Source organism: Lacticaseibacillus saniviri JCM 17471 = DSM 24301 (genome assembly GCF_001311785.1).
In the GTDB taxonomy this organism is placed as follows: domain Bacteria; phylum Bacillota; class Bacilli; order Lactobacillales; family Lactobacillaceae; genus Lacticaseibacillus; species Lacticaseibacillus saniviri.
The window spans coordinates 55,076-71,222 of record NZ_BBBX01000015.1 but is presented as its reverse complement, the minus strand read 5'-3'; the positions used below and the strand labels follow the sequence as shown (position 1 = coordinate 71,222).

Sequence of the window (16,147 nt, the reverse complement as noted above, 5' to 3'; positions counted from 1 at the left end):
TGAATAAACTTTTAGCCGTATTTGGCATTATCTCGGCGGTAGCAAGTGCTGGATTCTTTTTAAATACATGGGCAGCTATGATTGGAATTATGCGGGAATAAGCGCTTTTGCCACTACTATTGCTGCCTACATCGCGGCTGTCTGCATTAGAGATTTAGTTGGGAGTGAGCACGGAAAACATGATTGAGTTGGAACAAAAGATGGCGGCTAAAGCGAAAGAGATGGTAGCTCAAAACCGAAAGCTACACTATGAGCACGACACTTATAATCGGCTTCACGATGGTGAGATTCATACTTGGACAAATCGCGATGTCTTGGCGGATTGGCTGGTTAAACACCAACCTGAATTAATCGAGTGGGAAGACTGACGTGGTAATAAAGATAACGGTACCTGGTGAGCCGGTGGCACAAGGACGGCCGCGAGTATATCGAACCAGGTATGGCGTTCGAGGCGTTGATCCGGCCAAGTCCCGATCCTATAAGGCACTTGTGACTCAATATGCTCAACGGGCGTTCACAGGAGAGCCACTAGAAGGTCCAATCGACTTCCGGCTAAAGATATATCGGCCAATACAAAAAGCCGGCAGTAAAGCGCTAAAGGCCAAGAAAGTCAGTGGCGAAATCCTACCGACGGTTAAACCGGATTTAGACAATGTCTACAAGGCAGTATCCGATGCATTAACAGGCATTGTCTACGTTGATGATAACCAGGTCACTGACCTACTTGTCATCAAACGCTATTCAGATAATCCCAGAGTCGAAGTGGAAATTAAAGGATTGGAGTAAAGAAAATGAATGAACTCATTGAAACCATTACACTACAAGATGGCACAGTAGCAGTTAGCGGTCGTGAATTACATGACTTTTTAGGGATTGGAAAAGATTTCTCAACTTGGTTTAAAGATATGACAGGTTATGGATTTGATGAAGGAATAGACTTTTCCCCAATTCCGGGGAAAACCTATAATGGCGGGCGCCGCGAGTTGAATATGCAATGACACTGGACATGGCAAAAGAGGTTTCAATGATTCAGCGAAACGAAAAAGGCAAACAAGCGCGACAGTATTTTATTGAGGTCGAAAAGCGCGCTAAGCAGATTGAATTGCCCCAAACTCCCGAAGAAAAGTTGATCTTGACCATGCAAGTATCGGCACGAACTATTAAGCGAGTTGAAAAACTAGATGCTCGAGTCACCGACTTAGAAGAAAACCAGCCATTGTCAGGTAGCCAGTATGCATATATCAGCCGATTAGTATCACGGGCCGTTGTTCAGTACATCGAACGCAGAAGCTGTTGTTGACGAGCAAGCAACGCGGCATGTTCTATCGCGATATCAGCCGCGGTTTGAATGATTTTCTAGGCGTTCGAACACGAACCCAGATTCGCATTGGTCAATTTGACAAAGCGTGTGAATTCATTGAGAACTGGACGCCGTCTACATCTGTAAAGATGAAATTGCGTGATATGGGTGGTGCAGTACAAGAGGTTGGCTTTGAAATTTAAATGGCAGTAAAAAGCGCGCCCCTAAGGACACGCCGCTATGGTTATGCTCAACAAACACAATTATAGCATAAGGGGTGGCTGGGTTGATGACACTGATACCACAAATCGACGAACAAAAAAGCCGAGATAACGCAAGAGATTTACTTAAAGCATATCGGCGACTAGCTCGGATGGCTGGCCGCCCGCTGACTAACTACAAATCGCCAACCATTGATGACATGCCAAAGGCTCAGTCTTTTAGCAATTTAGCTGAGAAACAAATGATTGATCACTTCAGCGCTGAGCAAGAGATTAAATGGATCGATCGGGCGATGCAATTCTTATCCTTTGAGAGCTACTGGGTACTCTACTTTTCATACTGTACAGATGATTGATGAAAGGTGAAAAGATAGCTGAGCGAATGGGATATGCGAATGACAACATGGTCGACTACCAAAAGCGCAAAGCATTACTAGAGTTTGCAGAAGCGTTCAATAATAGTGAGTTGCTAGAATTCACCTAATTTTATGAACGATTCACCTTTAATTAACCACAAAGAACGATAATAGGCGTTATTATGATAGAGTACCAGATTTGAAGATGTCTGGTGCTGGCACATGAGTATCCTCCTTTCTGAATAGTGGTAGCGACGATGACAGACGCCAGTTTTGGCGGTGGGTGCAATTCCCACACGTCGCATTGGTCACTTGGTAGCGATAACCGGCGATCATTCGTTCACAATCTCTTCATTGTGGATGACTTAAAACTTAATAGCTTTGCCTCAAAGGCACCCATGGCGTGGGTGCTTTTTTTATGGCTATAAAGATGAATTGAGGGATTTAATGATGACGGAAGAAACGTTTCTTCGGAACAAAAAGGCTGGGTACCACGCAACAGTTTATATTGATCCTTCCAGCAACGCGCGCCGTGACACTTCTGATGCGCTGTTTAAGGTGATGCCGACACGCAAATGCAAAGCGCGGGATGGAGACCCGCTAGCGCGTGTATTTAAGGGTGCGCGCGAGGTTGAGGTCATTACCGATTATGACGAGAGACTACAAAATCGCTACACGGAATAGTAAATGATTACGAAATCAGGTACCATTTTTATGAGAAAGGCTGTCCGAAATATTTGACGATATCCCATCTGACTGTTAAGCTTAAATTACCAATAAGTAATATGGGTTTGGTGGTGGGGGCGTTGGAGATTAGGTATAGCAATAAAAGTTGGAAAAGCAATGTACTGATATAAGGCAAGCCAAGAGAGATTTTGAGCAAAATGTGGCGATCAGGTTGCATAAAGCGATTTTTTATTGAAGCGGCCGAGTCCTTGGAATCTGTTATTAATTTTGGTCCAATGCGCTTTCACAAGTTAAAGGGAAACTATAAAGGATTTTACGCAGTAGATATAGCTGGGAAAAAATGTTCATATAGATTGTTACTAAGTTTTGATGAATCCGATACAGATGTTTTTCCGCATGCCAAAACCATTACACTTGTTCAGGTTGAGGAGGTAAGTAATCATTATGAGTAGAAATCCAGAATATAAAGATTTAATTGGTTTTCACCCAGGGAATTACGTCTCTGACATCTTGGATGACATGAATATCACTCAAGAAGAATTTGCTCATAGGTTGGGGTTGTCTGGTAAAACAGTTAGCAAATTAGTTAATAATGAAGAAGGCATTAGCCCAGCAACTGCTAATAACTGGCTCAAGTAACTGGCGTTTCAATTAAGACATGGTTAAATTTGCAGGCTAAATATGATGCAAAAGTTGAAGAGATAAGAAATTTACAGTCAGAAGACGAAGCAAATGTTGCACAACAAATAGACAGTTCCTTTTTAAAAGAACATCACATTTTAGAAAATAGACGTTATCCCATCCGAGAAAAGATAGTGAAATTACGTCAAATTCTCAAAATGTCAAATTTAACACAGCTACTAGATTTTAATCCACAAGTTAGTTATAGACTTGCAGAGAGAAAAATAAAAGTAAGTCTCGAATTGCTTCTAATGTAATATTGCAATTAGCTATGAATGAAGCTAGCCATATAAGTAATGTTAGATATGACAAAAAAAGCTGGAACAAAAATTCACTTGGATTAAACAACTTAATTTAAAATCTCCGGAAAATTTTTACCCAGAATTACGCGATGGGTTGTTGGAATGCGGCATTGTCCTAGTAGGTATGCCTAATATGCCGGGAGCCGGTTTAAATGGTGCAACAAAAGATTTAAAAACGGAAGTGTATTATTGTTATTTACTGATAAAAACAAATCCGCTGATATTATTTGGTTTTCTATCATTCATGAATTGGGACACATATATTACGAAGACTTCTTTTCTGATCGAGATGATCAGGAGAGTTATGATGAAAAAGAGAAAAAGGCAGATCGATTTGCAGAATTTTATTCCCGAGGATAAATATTCTGAGTTTGTTTCCCGTAAAGACTTTTCCCCTAATTCAGTGGTTTCATTTGCCAAAGAAATGGGAGTTATCCCAAGTATTGTCATTGGGAGAATTCGAAATGACAATCTCATAGATTATCAGGATCGGGGTTTGAATTCATTAGGAACAAAGTATGAAATAGTGAAAGACTTCAGTCCAATTTAAGTACTATATCTAATAGACGCTTAGGCGTCTTTTTTATGCCCTGATTTCAAAACAATCGAGTGTGCAAACGGAGGTGGTGTGACATGTGAAAAAGTACGAGGAAGCTAAACAAGACTATGATAAAGGGCTTAAGTATAAGGATATTGCTGAAAAATATGGCGTTTCAATTAACACGGTCAAGTCGTGGAAGTCACGTTACTGGACACAAAAGGTTGCAACCAAAGATAAAAAGGTTGCAACCTTGCATCCAAGTAAATCTGGACATCCGCCTAAACAGAATAAGAATGCGGTCACTCATGGATTGTTCGCAAACTGGTTACCAGATGATACCCAAGATTTAATTGATGCCATTGGTGAGTCGTCGCCTGCTGACATCGTGTGGCAAAACATTACCATTCAGTATGCAGCAATCATACGATCGCAGAAGCTTATGTATGTGACCAATCATGATGATATGAGCAAAGAGATATCGAGCAGTGGGGACATGGTAACAACCTACGATGTCCAGTATGCCTGGGATAAGCAAGCTACTTCTTGTCCGCACAATCGCGGGCCATGGGAACGTTAACCAATCTAATCAAGCAGTTTGAATCGATGACGGATGCTCATGATGAACGCCGGCTTAAGCTCGAAGGCATGAAGGCATCCGTTAGAAAGGCAAACGCTGAGGCGGATATCGCTGAGGTCAAAGCCAAGGAGTACTTGGGGATCACGGATGATGAAGAAGACGATGGCTTCATCGAAGCTATCGATGGCAGGATGAAGGACGTGTGGGACGATGAAGAAAGCTAAGTTTAAATTCGCGCCGTTTTCGCGTAAGCAGATGCAAGCATTGACTTGGTGGCGAAACCCTGGCACTAAAGATTTAGATGCGATTGTTTGCGATGGGTCTGTTCGTGCCGGCAAAACGGTCATCATGTCACTGTCTTATGTGTTGTGGTCGATGACAGACTTTGACGCACAGCAGTTTGGGCTGGCAGGTAAGACGATTGGCTCACTCCGACGTAATGTCATCCGCCCACTGAAAATCATGCTTCACTCGCGCGGATTCCATGTCAAAGATCATCGCTCTGACAACATGCTAGAAGTCAGCAAGCGAGGTAAAGTGAATTATTATTTCTTGTTTGGCGGTAAAGATGAAGGCTCACAAGACCTGGTTCAAGGGCTAACGGCAGCCGGCTTCTTCTTTGATGAAGTGGCCTTGATGCCTGAAAGTTTCGTCAAGCAAGCAACGGCACGTGTGTCAGTTGAGGGCGGAAAGCTATGGTTCAACTGTAACCCGGCAGGACCATATCATTGGTTCAAACTTGAGTGGATTGACAAGCTTAAAGAAAAGCGTGCATTGCGCATCCACTTCACGATGCAAGACAATCCATCGCTGTCACCAAGCACAATCGCTCGATATGAGCGACTTTACTCAGGCGTGTTTTACAAACGATTTATCTTAGGGCTTTGGGTGTTGGCGGATGGTGTCGTCTATGACAATTGGGCAGCAGAAACCATGACCACTCACATTGATGACGTTTCTGGCTATGAATCTTACTATGTCAGCTGTGACTATGGCACACGCAATCCTACTGTTTTCCTTCTGTGGGGACGGAAAGACAAGGTTTGGTACTGTCTTAGAGAGTTTTACTACTCAGGTCGTGAGAGCTCAAACAATTGGGATGACAGTCAGTATGTGACAGCCATGGGCAAGTTTGTTGGCACTATTAAAGCTAGCATCATTGTTGACCCGTCGGCGGCATCTTTTATCACAGCGTTACGCAAAGCAGGCTATCAAGTCATTGCTGCTGATAACGACGTGATCAATGGCATCCGCGAAGTACAAAACGCGATGAACAACGGCAAGATTATGTTTGCGGATGACCTCAAGCACATGTTTGCTGAGTTCTCAAGTTACATCTGGGATGACAAGGCGGCCGATAAAGGCATCGATAAAGTCGTCAAGGACCATGACCACGTGATGGACGCGCTACGATACTTTGTCTTTATGGTGATCTACAAGCAGCGGACAGCCACAACAGCTAAGAAACCAGTATGGCTACGATAAAATGGAGGTGATTTATATTGGGAGTTGCGATTGACCGCGAGCTTGCGGGCAACATCGAGAACCCAAGCTATGAGGTTCTCAACTATGCCATTGAGCAATTGACAAAGTCCAAGGACCGTTTTGATAAGCTGTTTGACTACTACAATGGCAAGCAGAGCATCTTAGACCGAAATACGGTGCAAATGCAGACTAAGACGGCAAACGTCATGATCAATCACGCTAAGTACACAACCGACATGATTGTTGGCTTCATGACAGGTAATCCGATTTCTATCGCTGCAGGCAAAGGCAAAGACATTCAGCCGGTATTAGATGCTCTGGACTTGATGGATATCAACAGTCATGACGCAGAACTCGAAAAAGATTTGTCTGTTTTTGGCACTGCCTATGAGGTCGCGTATTTGAGCGTTGGCGCTGATGTAGATGGTCAGGCTATAACGGTGCCCAGAGTTGAAAAAATTGACCCACGCGGCATTGTGATGGTCACAGATGACACTGTCGAGAAGACACCGCTGTTTGCAGTTCATGTACTTGAAAAACAAGACTTGCAAGGCAACAGCAAGGGGTATCTCATCACTGTGTACACCAGCCACTGGATTATCAAGTACCGTACCAAAAATGGCAGCGAACTTAGCGATGGCAATCTGGTAAGAAAGCCAGACGTCCAAGCACACTATTTTGGTAAGGTTCCAGTGATTGAGTACCGCAACAATGAGGAGCGGCAGGGCGACTTTGAACAAACAATCCCGCTGATTGACGCCTATAACCTCTTGCAATCTGATCGCCTGACCGATAAAGAAAACTTCGTGGATGCAATCCTGGTTCTTTATGGGTTCAAGCTGGATGATCAAGCAAATGTTGGCGATGGCATTATCGAAGCTCCGGCAAAAGGTGGCATGGGTGACGGTGGTGCTGCCGTTGAATGGCTAACTAAAACATTCAATGAAACCGAAATTAACGTGCTGTCTCAATCGTTATTGGACGACATCCACAAAACAACTTATGTGCCAAATATGAATGACAAAAATTTCATGGGCAACGTTAGTGGTGAAGCGATGAAGTATAAGTTGTTTGGCTTATTGCAATTGTTGGCCACCAAGCAGCGCTATCTTACTCGCGGGATTCAACAGCGTTTACAGCTGCTACAAAACATTTTGGCTACTAAGGGTCAAGCGTGTGATGTGAGTGGCGCGACTATCCAAGTTGTACCAAATATTCCAGTCAACATGAGCGACACGATTAATAACATCAAAAATGCGAGCGGTTATGTGCCAGAGCAAATCGCATTGAGCTGGCTACCAGGTCCAGATAGTCCTGATGAAATGATTGCCATGCTGGACGAAGAAAAGCGAAAAGCTGCTCAGCGAACTGCAGAATCAATGGGCACTATGAGTCAGTCTAACTACGATGACGAGCGAGGAAGTGAAAGCAATGATTCAAGTGAAGATGATGATATGTAAGGACGAAAACTACCGGATAGTCGGGTATAAAATTAGTGGCCATGCAGGTTTTGCTGCTAAGGGACAAGACATTGTTTGCGCGGCTGTGTCGTCTCTTGCCATCGCAATCACGAATGAGTTAACCGTCTCCGTGGTTTCTGATAACAATGATAATTCTATTGTGGTTAGGCACATTTCTGCTTTGCCGCAGAATACAGTCTTGACTAAGGCCTTACTTCATGGTTTGCAGGACATCGCTGATCAATATCCAGACCGGGTCGCTATTTCTCGGATTGATGCGGGGTGATTAGTTGTCATCCAAAGAAGACAAATTCGGCTACTGGGAGCGCCGTGCCGTCGAGCAAGACGCTGCTATGCATAAAGCCCTCGATGACCCGGAAAAGGCAATCATGAGGGCTTTTTTGTTGGCTAACGCTTGGTTGACAAAACAGGCCGACGAAGTCTATAAGCGCTACTTTGGCGACGGGTCCTATGCTGAAGCTGAGATAGAAACTATTCTTAATCAGAGCATCACGCAGGACCAGCTGAGCGAGCTGCTAGTGCTGATTAAGTCAGAAGACAATAAAGCTGTTAAGAAGGACATGCAGCGCTTAGTTAGTGCCATGGCAGCTAAGTCGCGGATAACTCAAGCCGAGCTATTGCGAGCAAAAGCAGAGGTCGTGGCCAGACAGATTGGTGCGATTGAACAGCAGCAGATGGACGATTTTTACGTTAAGACCATTCAAGATGCCTATAATCAAGCATCCGCAGAGGCGCTTATCGGTCAGTCGAAACATGATTTGAAGTTACCTGGGAATGTTGAGGCTAAAGCTAAGCCAGGCGGCGTGCAATTTATCGACCCAGACACCGACAAAGTTGTGAAGTCAGTTGATTTCACGCCAGATAAGCCTATCCGTGAGTTCAAGCGGATGTCCACGAGTCAAGTTGATAAGGTCATGCATATGAATTGGCTGGGTAGCAACTACTCGAAGCGCATTTGGAAGAACACTGACCTGCTAGCAGATACACTAAAGGACCTGTTTACCGCTCAAGCCATGTCGGGTATGTCTCATCGCGACATGCAGCGAGTTTTGCAGGACAAGTTCGGCGTTGGTGCTAACTATGCCCGCCGCCTGATACGAACTGAGGCCAATTTTGTCAGTAATCAGGCTAAGCTAATGGGCTATCGTGAGCATGGTATCAAAGAGTATGTATTAGTGGCCGTGTTAGACTTTCGAACTTCAACTATTTGTCGCAAGAAAGACGGTTTGCATTTCAAGGTAGAAGAAGCTCACTGCGATGGGATGCATGGTAACTATCCACCTTTTCATGCGTGGTGTCGGACGGTTGCTGTGGCATACTTTGGCAAAGAGACTTTTGTTGGTAAGCACCTAGTCAATAATCCGCTCGGGCACTCATTTGAAATGCCTGCTGGCACGACCTATCGCGAGTGGGAACAGGCTTTGATTGATAAGTATGGTGAAACCAATGTTCGTCGCGCCCAGCTGGAGGCAAAGACATTCAATGAAGATCTCAAACAATATCGAGAATTTACTGTAATTCTGAAAGAAGATGCGCCTAGTAACCTTCAATCTTTTCAAGACGTGAAGTATACTGGTGGTAGGGATTGGCTTTTAACCAAAATTGATTATCAAAGACGCATGCGTCTAAAATCTGAGCCTAATTTATTGCTACCTAATGCAGAGAACGCAACAATTGCACCACAGAAGTTTACCAAGTACTTATTTGATGGTGAGAACGAACGTGGTTTGATTAAAGGGAGATTGATTACCAAGGAATTAGGCTTCGATATAGACAACTACCCTGAGTTTAGCGATGAAATTCTAAAGCGGATCAAGATGTACCCAGCTCGACTGAAAAGTACAACGCCATATGGGAATCGATATGAGACGGCAATGATTATGTATGGACCAGAACATCATCCTGTCAATATCGTGGCTGGGTGGATGGTTGGTGATGAAGAAACACACATGAGCAGTATCATGATTAAGGAGGCCAAAGAGTGAAAATAGAAGAATACGATACAGTATTATTAAAAGATGGTCGCAAGGCGGCGATCGTTGAAATACTTGATTCCAGTCATTTTTGGCAGATATCGGCGATGGTCCCAAGGATTGGGATACGATTGAAATTACCTTAGGCGAAATTGGTCATATTGTTAAGTCAACCGAATGTTCACGAATGGCGTTACGTGCAAGAAAATAGCATGCAAGGCCCGCCGCGAAATGTTGGTAGAAGGCTTAATCGTGCTGAAGAGATACTAATTGATTGGAGGATGAAGGCTGATGGTTCAGGTAGTAAAGAAGCATGACATTTTGTTTAGTTTGACTTATGGTTACGAGATTGGGTTTCGATACGCTGGCTATGAGTACTGGATTTTCCACTCAGTTAAGGGGAAATCGGGTTACACGATTACTCAAACGCCGGATAACTATTTATTTACCTCTGACTCAAATGATTGGACAGAGGCTATGAATCAGCCTGTATTTAATGGCAAGACGTTGAATGACATCTTTGATCAGGTTGAGTTTGTCGATTACATGGTGGACACTCAAAGTGAGGAATTACAGAATGGCAAAAGATGATTACTTTGTCCTCATGTATAAGTTATTAAAGCGATTATACGATGCGCTCAAACAGGGGAAGACACTATCAGATGAGGAATTTGCTAATCTTTCAGTTGGCATCAATCCAGTTTATTGGCAGTACATCATAATGAATGTTAGTCGAGAGGGCTATATTAGTGGTATTCATGAAATCGAGTCTTTATCGGGCAAAACCATTCTGGCACGAGATGTTCAGATCACCCCTAAAGGCATTGAATATTTATTTAGCAATTCGATGATGGAGCGTGTAAAGAATGCGTTAAAAGATTTTAAAGACATTGTGCCCGGAATATAAGGTCAGCACGCAACAATCTTGTTGAGTGCTATTTTATGCCTTCGAAAGTGGTGAAGTGATGTTAGGTGCACAGATTCTATTGATTATGGTTTTGACGGTGAGCAACCGACAAATCGTTGATGCTACAAGCGATGTTGCGAGAGTGTGTTCAGCCGTGATTTCGTGTCTATCGCTAATACTTTGGTTTTTGACGCTCTTTTAATATTGGTCCGAAATGACCATAAACTACACGGGCATTTGCAAAGTTGCAGATGCTTTTTTGCTACTAAAAATATGAGGAGGAATTGCAAATGAAAGTCACCAAGTTGAAATTTGACTTGCAACGATTTGCGGATGGCGATACAGAAGTCAATAGTCAGGCCGAAACTAGCACTGAATCGGCTGGTAATGGTGCCGATAGTCAATCCAATGCAGATGCTGGCGCACAAGATGATACCACTAGTTTTAAAAGCAAATCCGAGCTTGATCAGTATGTGCAGACGCAAGTCAACTCTGCATTAGAAGAAGCCAAGAAGGGATGGGCAGCTGATCAAAAGCAGCAAAAGGCCTATGAGGACATGACGCCTGAAGAACAGACGCAATTTGACCTCGACAAAGCTAAAAAGGAACTCGAGGCTGCGCGCTTAGAGAACAAGGTAATCACAAATAAGGCGACAATCGCTAGTAAGCTTGGTGCCGATAAGCTGCCGGTAGAGCTGGTTGACTTATTTGGCAACCAACTTGGTGCTGATGAAGCTAAGCTGAATGCTTTCTATGACCAAACTGTGAAGGTTTTTCGGAATGCGGTCCAATCAGCTGTTGATCAGCGCTTGTCCGCTTCGGCAGGTGCACCGGGTGCAGGCGTAGGTAATCAAGAATCATCCGCCGGCGTGAGTGCTGCGCAAGCTCGAAACAAATCAAGTAAGCCTCAGGGCATTAATCCTTGGGCGACAAAATAGGAGGAATAATTTATGCCAAGCGTATCAAAACAAACCGCGAATCAAGTTAATTTTTGGCTAGCAGTCGTTTTCAATCTTTCACGGAATACGTCGATAACACTACTGCTGGCGCCATTGACGATGCTGGTCGCAAGCTGATCCCAGCAGGCACAATCTGGCCGGCAAATGATGCGACAGCAAAGGGAATCACGATCAATACTGTTGACGTTACTGAAAATGCTCAACCTGTTGGTGTGATTGTTGAAGGTTATTTATTGGCTCAACGCTTACCGGTTGCACCTAGTGATGCGGCTAAGACGGCTATGACTGGCATCAAGTGGCGGGATGTTAGCGAAACACCAGGAAAATAAAGGGGGACTATAAATGCCAACAATTACTGATTTATTCACTGCCAATGCCTTATTGGACTACTCTGGCACTCGAGAATACAAGCCATTCTTAGGAGATGCTATGTTTGCCACTCGGCGTGTAGAAGCTTTAAAGCTTGACCAACTTACCCAAGGCTCTAAGACACCTATCATTGCCTCCGTTTCTGCATTTGATGCTGAAGCAGAGATTGGCAGCCGATTAACTGAAAAGCGCGCTTTTGAGCTTGCGCTGATCAAGCGAAAGATGCAAATCAAGGAAACCGATCTCTATGCAATGCTTAATCCGCGGACACCACAAGAACAAGCATTTCTGAAAGACCAAGTTTTTAATGACTTTGATGTCCTGAATCAGGGCGTTTTAGCTCGTGTGGAAGCAATGACAATGGAGATGCTGGCAACCGGAAAGATTCACCTTGCTGACGACAATGATAAGGCTGTCGTGGACTACCAAGTACCAGCCGAACACCAAGAAGCTATCGCAGATAACACATGGGATAAGTTAGATTCTGCTGACCCGCTGAAGGATATGATTTCTTGGGTAGATAAGATGGATGTCTTGCCAACTCGAGCTCTGACATCTAAGAAGATTTATCGCTTGATTACAACTAATCCAAAGGTTTTAGCTGCGGTTTATGGTAAGGACACGGGCCGTATGCTTGGACAGGCTGATTTTGATGCCTTCATGCAAGCACAAGGATTACCGGTCATCCGTACTTATGATGAAAAGTACAAGGTAGAGCAACCAAATGGCACATACAAGACTGCACGCTACTTCCCCGAAGATCGCATTGTTCTTTTCGGTGATGATCAACTGGGCGAGAAGGTATTCGGTCCGACTCCCGAAGAGCTGGCTAATTTATCTGACGTTCAGGGTAGCGTCAAGTCAAATGTTTATGACATGATCTATACTGAAACCAAAGACCCAGTCGGCACTTGGGAAAAGGCCACAGGATTGGCATTACCTAGCTTTGCGGCGGTCGATGAAGTGTTCCAGGCACAACCAATTAAGCTAGCTTAGGAGGAATAATTTATGCGTGTGCGTGTAAAAGAAATTCCTATTCGCTATGGTGAAAAGCGATATGAGCCGGACACCGAACTGACTATCAGCAAGGATAGCTTTGATGACAAGCTGTTTGAACTGATTGAAGATGATATCAGCGAGAAAGATGCTGAGCAAAAGGCTGACGAGAGCGGCGGTGATGGCGATGAGCAGTCTTGATGATGAGAAGGCAATCCAATTAGTGCAATTGCAAGCCCGTGTTGGTGCTAACTCTGATGACGACGTTCTGTCTGGTTACTTTGATGACGCAATTCAGGCAGTCTTGGACTTTACGGGTCAGTCACAACCTAACAAGGCGTTGCTGATTGCAGCTAAGCGACTTGCGGTCGTCTACTGGAACCAGCAGGCGGATGAAGGTGAAACGCAGCGAACTGAAGGCGGTGTGTCTCGAACATTTGAAGTGACGGGCATCCCATCGTCTATCCGAAGTTCGCTGATGCCTTATCGCGTGGCCAAGACGAGGTCACTGCGATGAGGTTGCGACCACAAGACCTAAAGACTATCTATTTGCGTCGGCGCTTAAGCAGCCAAAATGATGAGGGCGACTGGATGAAAGGTTGGGGTGATCCGATTGAGTTACTAGTCAATATCCAACCGGCAACTGGTCAATATCTGTCCACACTCTATGGTGATAAGTTACCGCGGATGAAGTCACTGAAGTATCAGGGTGACGATATCGTTGAGAATCGCGATGAAAAGGCAGGTTTGTGTATCGGTGTCCCTAAAGACTCCGAGCCTGACTATACGGTCACCAGTATCATGACATACAGCGACCACCTCAATATCTTGGCCACACGTAACGAGGGGGTGTCTATGAATGGAAGTCGAGATTGATGTTAGCAAAGTTGTAGACAACATTATGAAGCTCCCAGAATTGATTCAAAATGCAATGTGGGACGCAACTTTTGACATTGTTGAGCTGGTTCAAACCAGAGCGGTTGATAATCTGCAGGCCAGTATGACCCACTCAACAGGCGAGCTGGCGCAGAGCTTAAAGTATGAGGTAGTAGTCGATGACAGCAATAATGTTGTCGGCCGGGTTTGGTCAGATAATGCGGTCGCTACCTATCGTGAACTCGGTACTGGGATTCATGGTCAGGAATCTCCAAAGGACTTGCCCAGCGGCATCAGTCCGGCTTATCGACAAACGCCCTGGTTTATACCTACCGAAGCGGTAGACGTGGATCTTAATGCCATTTATGGCATGCCAAAGGTCACTATCAAAGGTAAAGAGTTTTATATCAGCCAGGGCCAGCCCGCGCGCCAGTTTTTGGTGCCGGCATTAAGGTCTGTACTTGATGGTGATGCTGAAAAATGATTAAGAGCCGCTTTGATGAAATTCAAGGGGGTCTCAATTCATGATTATCAACATGAAACCTAAGGTCATGAGTATTCTGAACAGCATTGAAGAGCTAAAGCTGAGCTCAACCACATATCCGGACGAATGGTCTAAGTTTCCAATGGCAGTGTACAGCACCGTACATGAGCCATACTTCGTCAATGCTGAACAGCACGAGGGCCAAACCAAGTGGCAAATCACGGTGGAGCTTTACTCAGACACCGGCAGCCTCACACTAATCACTGAGAAACTGAGAACAGCATTTGCTGGACTCGGCTTTTTGGTACCACCACTGACGCTAATACCGCAGGACTCAAGCGAGTCGTTTGCCGCTTTAGCGCAGTGGTAGATAATGACACTTTTCACGTTTATCAAAAGTAGGGGGAAAACAAGATGAAAACAAAAATGGACTTACAACGATTTGCAGGCGCTCCTTTGGTTGACGCTAGCCAAGGGATGCTTTCAAAGGGTACAACGCTTGGCTACAAAGAACACGGTGCCAGCGGCGATTTCACGCTGTTAAACGACATTAAGACGGTGCCAGAAGTTGGGCAATCACCTGAAAAGGTGGATGTGACCGTCTTAACTGATAGCAAGAAGAAGGCAATTGACGGGTTGCAAGATTCATCAAGCTTGGCCTTTGTCGGCGTCTATAAGGGTGCCAACTTCAAGGCCGCAAATGGGATTGCGACCAGCGGCAAGATCTATGACTGGATTTTAACGTATCCAGACGGCTTAACTGTCACCTTTACGGGAAAAGCTAGTTTAAAGTTAGGTCAAGCCGGCATTAACGAAGCCTTAAGCTTCACTGTGACCGTTGTTGTCTCAGACGGTCCAGACTATCATCCAGTTGATGTGGTACCAGCTGGCTAATTTTAGCGAGTCACCTTTCAAAGGGTGGCTCGTTTTTGTTTCAAAAATATAAAAATAAGGAGCAATAATTTATGACAAGCAAAGCGACAACAATGAAAGTTTCATTTGGTGGATTACAACTCGATTTACGCTTAGGGGCGCGCGACATTGTGCGAGTAGAACGGCGCTTGAATGAATCAATGGTGAATATGTTTGTTAGTTCAGAAGGAGGTATGAAGCTGCCTCCAGCTAATAAGCTATTGATTGTCTTACAAGAAGCGAATCAAACACATGGTGTCAGCGATGATGACTTAATTGAAGCATTCGACAAGTTTTTGAGTGCGGGTAAGACTCCAATGGACTTGATGAAGATTGTCCAAGACTTGTTGGATCAAGCGGGTTTTTAGGGTCAAAGACCGAAGCGACAAAGACGGAAAAGGTATCTGGCAACGTCGTGAGTCTCGACACACCAACGGAACCCACGAGCGATCTCGATTAAACACCCTTACTGATTTAATTGAAGAAGTCAGACCTCAAGCACTGGCGGCAGGAATTCCGGCCGACGAGTTTGAAACAATGACTTTTGTTGAAATTCTTGACCAGATGAGAGCCAACCGTAAGATTCGGCAAGATAAGGTCACTATGCAGGCAGTTATGGATCATAAGCAGGCTGAGTTAATTGCCTATGCTTTTAATGACCCACAACATATGCCCGGACTTAAAAAGGCCTATCCATTCTTGGATAAGCTGGTTGATGATGAACCACATGAAGAGATTCCTGAGTGGAAGCTTGAACAAGCTGAGTTCTTGTCTCAGGCAATGCGAGTGAAGGCAGCTGTACAGCGTAAAAAGGAGGCAGGAGACCATGTTTAGTGGCATTTTGTTTTACAAAGTGAATGGTGAAAAACGAATGTTGGACATCGTGACCGCAAAAGATCGCGATACCTTTCGACTGATTGTTCGAGGCGTTATCGCAGATTACAAATTACAAGAAGTGACCGATGATGGTAAGAAACTTTGGCTACAAACGGGCGGGGCAGATATGAGCCTGTCTGATTTGATGGCCAAGTAGAATTGAA

31 protein-coding genes are annotated in these 16,147 nt (G+C 44.5%); all 31 read left to right on the top strand.

The window, feature by feature from the left end:
- Nucleotides 1–179 precede the first annotated feature (179 nt).
- The 31 genes from JCM17471_RS08695 to JCM17471_RS08565 all read left to right on the top strand — a co-directional run bounded on the left by JCM17471_RS08695 (nucleotide 180) and on the right by JCM17471_RS08565 (nucleotide 16,140).
- Complete coding sequence (locus JCM17471_RS08695) at nucleotides 180–368, top strand: hypothetical protein (RefSeq protein ID WP_054777564.1); 189 nt, start codon at nucleotides 180–182, stop codon at nucleotides 366–368.
- 1 nt (nucleotide 369) lies between these two features.
- Nucleotides 370–786, top strand: a complete 417-nt coding sequence (locus JCM17471_RS08690; RefSeq protein WP_054777563.1) for a RusA family crossover junction endodeoxyribonuclease — start codon at nucleotides 370–372, stop codon at nucleotides 784–786.
- A 5-nt stretch (nucleotides 787–791) separates the two neighbouring features.
- On the top strand, nucleotides 792–998 hold the full coding sequence (locus tag JCM17471_RS16590; protein ID WP_369395846.1) for an antA/AntB antirepressor family protein: 207 nt from the start codon (nucleotides 792–794) through the stop codon (nucleotides 996–998).
- A 26-nt stretch (nucleotides 999–1,024) separates the two neighbouring features.
- Nucleotides 1,025–1,300, top strand: a complete 276-nt coding sequence (locus tag JCM17471_RS16585) for an ORF6C domain-containing protein (RefSeq protein ID WP_369395845.1) — start codon at nucleotides 1,025–1,027, stop codon at nucleotides 1,298–1,300.
- Nucleotides 1,297–1,503, top strand: a complete 207-nt coding sequence (locus tag JCM17471_RS16580; RefSeq protein WP_369395844.1) for an ORF6C domain-containing protein — start codon at nucleotides 1,297–1,299, stop codon at nucleotides 1,501–1,503. The genes JCM17471_RS16585 and JCM17471_RS16580 overlap by 4 nt, the downstream gene beginning before the upstream one ends.
- An 86-nt stretch (nucleotides 1,504–1,589) precedes the next feature.
- A complete protein-coding gene (locus tag JCM17471_RS08680) occupies nucleotides 1,590–1,877 on the top strand; it encodes an ArpU family phage packaging/lysis transcriptional regulator (RefSeq protein WP_156321658.1) in 288 nt (95 codons plus the stop codon).
- Nucleotides 1,878–2,324: 447 nt separating this feature from the next.
- A complete protein-coding gene (locus JCM17471_RS08675; protein WP_054777561.1) occupies nucleotides 2,325–2,561 on the top strand; it encodes a hypothetical protein in 237 nt (78 codons plus the stop codon).
- A 447-nt stretch (nucleotides 2,562–3,008) separates the two neighbouring features.
- The gene (locus JCM17471_RS15335) at nucleotides 3,009–3,203 is read left to right on the top strand and encodes a helix-turn-helix transcriptional regulator (protein ID WP_225354222.1); all 195 of its coding nucleotides are present in this window, start codon (nucleotides 3,009–3,011) and stop codon (nucleotides 3,201–3,203) included.
- Between the two features lie 29 nt (nucleotides 3,204–3,232).
- On the top strand, nucleotides 3,233–3,502 hold the full coding sequence (locus JCM17471_RS15330) for a hypothetical protein (protein WP_225354221.1): 270 nt from the start codon (nucleotides 3,233–3,235) through the stop codon (nucleotides 3,500–3,502).
- Between the two features lie 142 nt (nucleotides 3,503–3,644).
- Complete coding sequence (locus tag JCM17471_RS16810; RefSeq protein ID WP_225354220.1) at nucleotides 3,645–4,097, top strand: hypothetical protein; 453 nt, start codon at nucleotides 3,645–3,647, stop codon at nucleotides 4,095–4,097.
- A gap of 85 nt (nucleotides 4,098–4,182) precedes the next feature.
- Entirely contained in the window at nucleotides 4,183–4,665 is a 483-nt protein-coding gene (locus tag JCM17471_RS08660) for a helix-turn-helix domain-containing protein (protein WP_054777559.1), read from the top strand.
- Entirely contained in the window at nucleotides 4,632–4,889 is a 258-nt protein-coding gene (locus tag JCM17471_RS15320) for a hypothetical protein (protein ID WP_225354219.1), read from the top strand. Before JCM17471_RS08660 ends, JCM17471_RS15320 begins: the two co-directional genes overlap by 34 nt.
- On the top strand, nucleotides 4,876–6,150 hold the full coding sequence (locus JCM17471_RS08650) for a PBSX family phage terminase large subunit (RefSeq protein ID WP_054777557.1): 1,275 nt from the start codon (nucleotides 4,876–4,878) through the stop codon (nucleotides 6,148–6,150). The genes JCM17471_RS15320 and JCM17471_RS08650 overlap by 14 nt, the downstream gene beginning before the upstream one ends.
- 17 nt (nucleotides 6,151–6,167) lie before the next feature.
- The gene (locus tag JCM17471_RS08645) at nucleotides 6,168–7,610 is read left to right on the top strand and encodes a phage portal protein (protein ID WP_054777556.1); all 1,443 of its coding nucleotides are present in this window, start codon (nucleotides 6,168–6,170) and stop codon (nucleotides 7,608–7,610) included.
- Nucleotides 7,582–7,896: a ribosomal-processing cysteine protease Prp gene (locus JCM17471_RS08640; RefSeq protein ID WP_054777555.1), complete on the top strand. Its 315-nt coding sequence runs from the start codon at nucleotides 7,582–7,584 to the stop codon at nucleotides 7,894–7,896. Before JCM17471_RS08645 ends, JCM17471_RS08640 begins: the two co-directional genes overlap by 29 nt.
- Nucleotides 7,897–7,900: 4 nt before the next feature.
- On the top strand, nucleotides 7,901–9,616 hold the full coding sequence (locus tag JCM17471_RS08635; protein WP_054777554.1) for a minor capsid protein: 1,716 nt from the start codon (nucleotides 7,901–7,903) through the stop codon (nucleotides 9,614–9,616).
- Nucleotides 9,613–9,750, top strand: a complete 138-nt coding sequence (locus JCM17471_RS13460) for a hypothetical protein (protein ID WP_225354218.1) — start codon at nucleotides 9,613–9,615, stop codon at nucleotides 9,748–9,750. The genes JCM17471_RS08635 and JCM17471_RS13460 overlap by 4 nt, the downstream gene beginning before the upstream one ends.
- Nucleotides 9,751–9,895: 145 nt before the next feature.
- Entirely contained in the window at nucleotides 9,896–10,195 is a 300-nt protein-coding gene (locus JCM17471_RS08630) for a hypothetical protein (protein ID WP_054777553.1), read from the top strand.
- Complete coding sequence (locus JCM17471_RS08625; protein WP_054777552.1) at nucleotides 10,182–10,511, top strand: YjcQ family protein; 330 nt, start codon at nucleotides 10,182–10,184, stop codon at nucleotides 10,509–10,511. Before JCM17471_RS08630 ends, JCM17471_RS08625 begins: the two co-directional genes overlap by 14 nt.
- Nucleotides 10,512–10,801: 290 nt before the next feature.
- Nucleotides 10,802–11,449, top strand: a complete 648-nt coding sequence (locus tag JCM17471_RS08620) for a capsid assembly scaffolding protein Gp46 family protein (protein WP_054777551.1) — start codon at nucleotides 10,802–10,804, stop codon at nucleotides 11,447–11,449.
- 53 nt (nucleotides 11,450–11,502) lie between these two features.
- Nucleotides 11,503–11,799, top strand: a complete 297-nt coding sequence (locus JCM17471_RS08615; protein WP_054777550.1) for a hypothetical protein — start codon at nucleotides 11,503–11,505, stop codon at nucleotides 11,797–11,799.
- Nucleotides 11,800–11,812: 13 nt separating this feature from the next.
- Nucleotides 11,813–12,835 (top strand): major capsid protein, encoded by a 1,023-nt coding sequence (locus JCM17471_RS08610; RefSeq protein WP_054777549.1) that lies wholly within the window; start codon nucleotides 11,813–11,815, stop codon nucleotides 12,833–12,835.
- A 12-nt stretch (nucleotides 12,836–12,847) separates the two neighbouring features.
- Nucleotides 12,848–13,036: a hypothetical protein gene (locus tag JCM17471_RS14100; RefSeq protein ID WP_054777548.1), complete on the top strand. Its 189-nt coding sequence runs from the start codon at nucleotides 12,848–12,850 to the stop codon at nucleotides 13,034–13,036.
- On the top strand, nucleotides 13,023–13,352 hold the full coding sequence (locus JCM17471_RS08600) for a phage head-tail connector protein (protein WP_054777547.1): 330 nt from the start codon (nucleotides 13,023–13,025) through the stop codon (nucleotides 13,350–13,352). The genes JCM17471_RS14100 and JCM17471_RS08600 overlap by 14 nt, the downstream gene beginning before the upstream one ends.
- A 74-nt stretch (nucleotides 13,353–13,426) precedes the next feature.
- Nucleotides 13,427–13,711 carry a hypothetical protein gene (locus tag JCM17471_RS08595; protein ID WP_225354217.1) on the top strand — a complete coding sequence of 95 codons (285 nt, stop codon included), beginning with the start codon at nucleotides 13,427–13,429 and terminating at the stop codon, nucleotides 13,709–13,711.
- A complete protein-coding gene (locus tag JCM17471_RS08590) occupies nucleotides 13,695–14,195 on the top strand; it encodes a hypothetical protein (protein ID WP_054777545.1) in 501 nt (166 codons plus the stop codon). The genes JCM17471_RS08595 and JCM17471_RS08590 overlap by 17 nt, the downstream gene beginning before the upstream one ends.
- A gap of 40 nt (nucleotides 14,196–14,235) precedes the next feature.
- Nucleotides 14,236–14,565: a hypothetical protein gene (locus JCM17471_RS08585; RefSeq protein ID WP_225354216.1), complete on the top strand. Its 330-nt coding sequence runs from the start codon at nucleotides 14,236–14,238 to the stop codon at nucleotides 14,563–14,565.
- Nucleotides 14,566–14,609: 44 nt separating this feature from the next.
- Nucleotides 14,610–15,089, top strand: coding sequence for a phage tail tube protein (locus JCM17471_RS08580; RefSeq protein WP_054777544.1), 480 nt, complete (start codon nucleotides 14,610–14,612; stop codon nucleotides 15,087–15,089).
- A 71-nt stretch (nucleotides 15,090–15,160) separates the two neighbouring features.
- Nucleotides 15,161–15,475 carry a DUF6096 family protein gene (locus tag JCM17471_RS08575; RefSeq protein WP_225354215.1) on the top strand — a complete coding sequence of 105 codons (315 nt, stop codon included), beginning with the start codon at nucleotides 15,161–15,163 and terminating at the stop codon, nucleotides 15,473–15,475.
- On the top strand, nucleotides 15,441–15,941 hold the full coding sequence (locus JCM17471_RS15315; RefSeq protein ID WP_225354214.1) for a hypothetical protein: 501 nt from the start codon (nucleotides 15,441–15,443) through the stop codon (nucleotides 15,939–15,941). Before JCM17471_RS08575 ends, JCM17471_RS15315 begins: the two co-directional genes overlap by 35 nt.
- Nucleotides 15,934–16,140: a hypothetical protein gene (locus JCM17471_RS08565; protein WP_054777542.1), complete on the top strand. Its 207-nt coding sequence runs from the start codon at nucleotides 15,934–15,936 to the stop codon at nucleotides 16,138–16,140. The genes JCM17471_RS15315 and JCM17471_RS08565 overlap by 8 nt, the downstream gene beginning before the upstream one ends.
- The last annotated feature ends 7 nt before the right edge of the window (nucleotides 16,141–16,147 follow it).

Bases quoted from the DNA above. Each gene is read 5' to 3' on its own strand.
- JCM17471_RS08580 (WP_054777544.1), top strand. From the start codon at position 14,610: ATGAAAACAAAAATGGACTTACAACGATTTGCAGGCGCTCCTTTGGTT.
- JCM17471_RS08600 (WP_054777547.1), top strand. From the start codon at position 13,023: ATGAGCAGTCTTGATGATGAGAAGGCAATCCAATTAGTGCAATTGCAA.
- JCM17471_RS14100 (WP_054777548.1), top strand. From the start codon at position 12,848: ATGCGTGTGCGTGTAAAAGAAATTCCTATTCGCTATGGTGAAAAGCGA.
- JCM17471_RS08575 (WP_225354215.1), top strand. From the start codon at position 15,161: ATGACAAGCAAAGCGACAACAATGAAAGTTTCATTTGGTGGATTACAA.
- JCM17471_RS08675 (WP_054777561.1), top strand. From the start codon at position 2,325: ATGATGACGGAAGAAACGTTTCTTCGGAACAAAAAGGCTGGGTACCAC.
- JCM17471_RS08595 (WP_225354217.1), top strand. From the start codon at position 13,427: ATGAAAGGTTGGGGTGATCCGATTGAGTTACTAGTCAATATCCAACCG.
- JCM17471_RS08565 (WP_054777542.1), top strand. From the start codon at position 15,934: ATGTTTAGTGGCATTTTGTTTTACAAAGTGAATGGTGAAAAACGAATG.
- JCM17471_RS08695 (WP_054777564.1), top strand. From the start codon at position 180: ATGATTGAGTTGGAACAAAAGATGGCGGCTAAAGCGAAAGAGATGGTA.
- JCM17471_RS08620 (WP_054777551.1), top strand. From the start codon at position 10,802: ATGAAAGTCACCAAGTTGAAATTTGACTTGCAACGATTTGCGGATGGC.
- JCM17471_RS08630 (WP_054777553.1), top strand. From the start codon at position 9,896: ATGGTTCAGGTAGTAAAGAAGCATGACATTTTGTTTAGTTTGACTTAT.
- JCM17471_RS15335 (WP_225354222.1), top strand. From the start codon at position 3,009: ATGAGTAGAAATCCAGAATATAAAGATTTAATTGGTTTTCACCCAGGG.
- JCM17471_RS08680 (WP_156321658.1), top strand. From the start codon at position 1,590: ATGACACTGATACCACAAATCGACGAACAAAAAAGCCGAGATAACGCA.
- JCM17471_RS08585 (WP_225354216.1), top strand. From the start codon at position 14,236: ATGATTATCAACATGAAACCTAAGGTCATGAGTATTCTGAACAGCATT.
- JCM17471_RS08650 (WP_054777557.1), top strand. From the start codon at position 4,876: ATGAAGAAAGCTAAGTTTAAATTCGCGCCGTTTTCGCGTAAGCAGATG.
- JCM17471_RS16585 (WP_369395845.1), top strand. From the start codon at position 1,025: ATGATTCAGCGAAACGAAAAAGGCAAACAAGCGCGACAGTATTTTATT.
- JCM17471_RS08625 (WP_054777552.1), top strand. From the start codon at position 10,182: ATGGCAAAAGATGATTACTTTGTCCTCATGTATAAGTTATTAAAGCGA.
- JCM17471_RS16590 (WP_369395846.1), top strand. From the start codon at position 792: ATGAATGAACTCATTGAAACCATTACACTACAAGATGGCACAGTAGCA.
- JCM17471_RS08610 (WP_054777549.1), top strand. From the start codon at position 11,813: ATGCCAACAATTACTGATTTATTCACTGCCAATGCCTTATTGGACTAC.
- JCM17471_RS08640 (WP_054777555.1), top strand. From the start codon at position 7,582: ATGATTCAAGTGAAGATGATGATATGTAAGGACGAAAACTACCGGATA.
- JCM17471_RS08590 (WP_054777545.1), top strand. From the start codon at position 13,695: ATGGAAGTCGAGATTGATGTTAGCAAAGTTGTAGACAACATTATGAAG.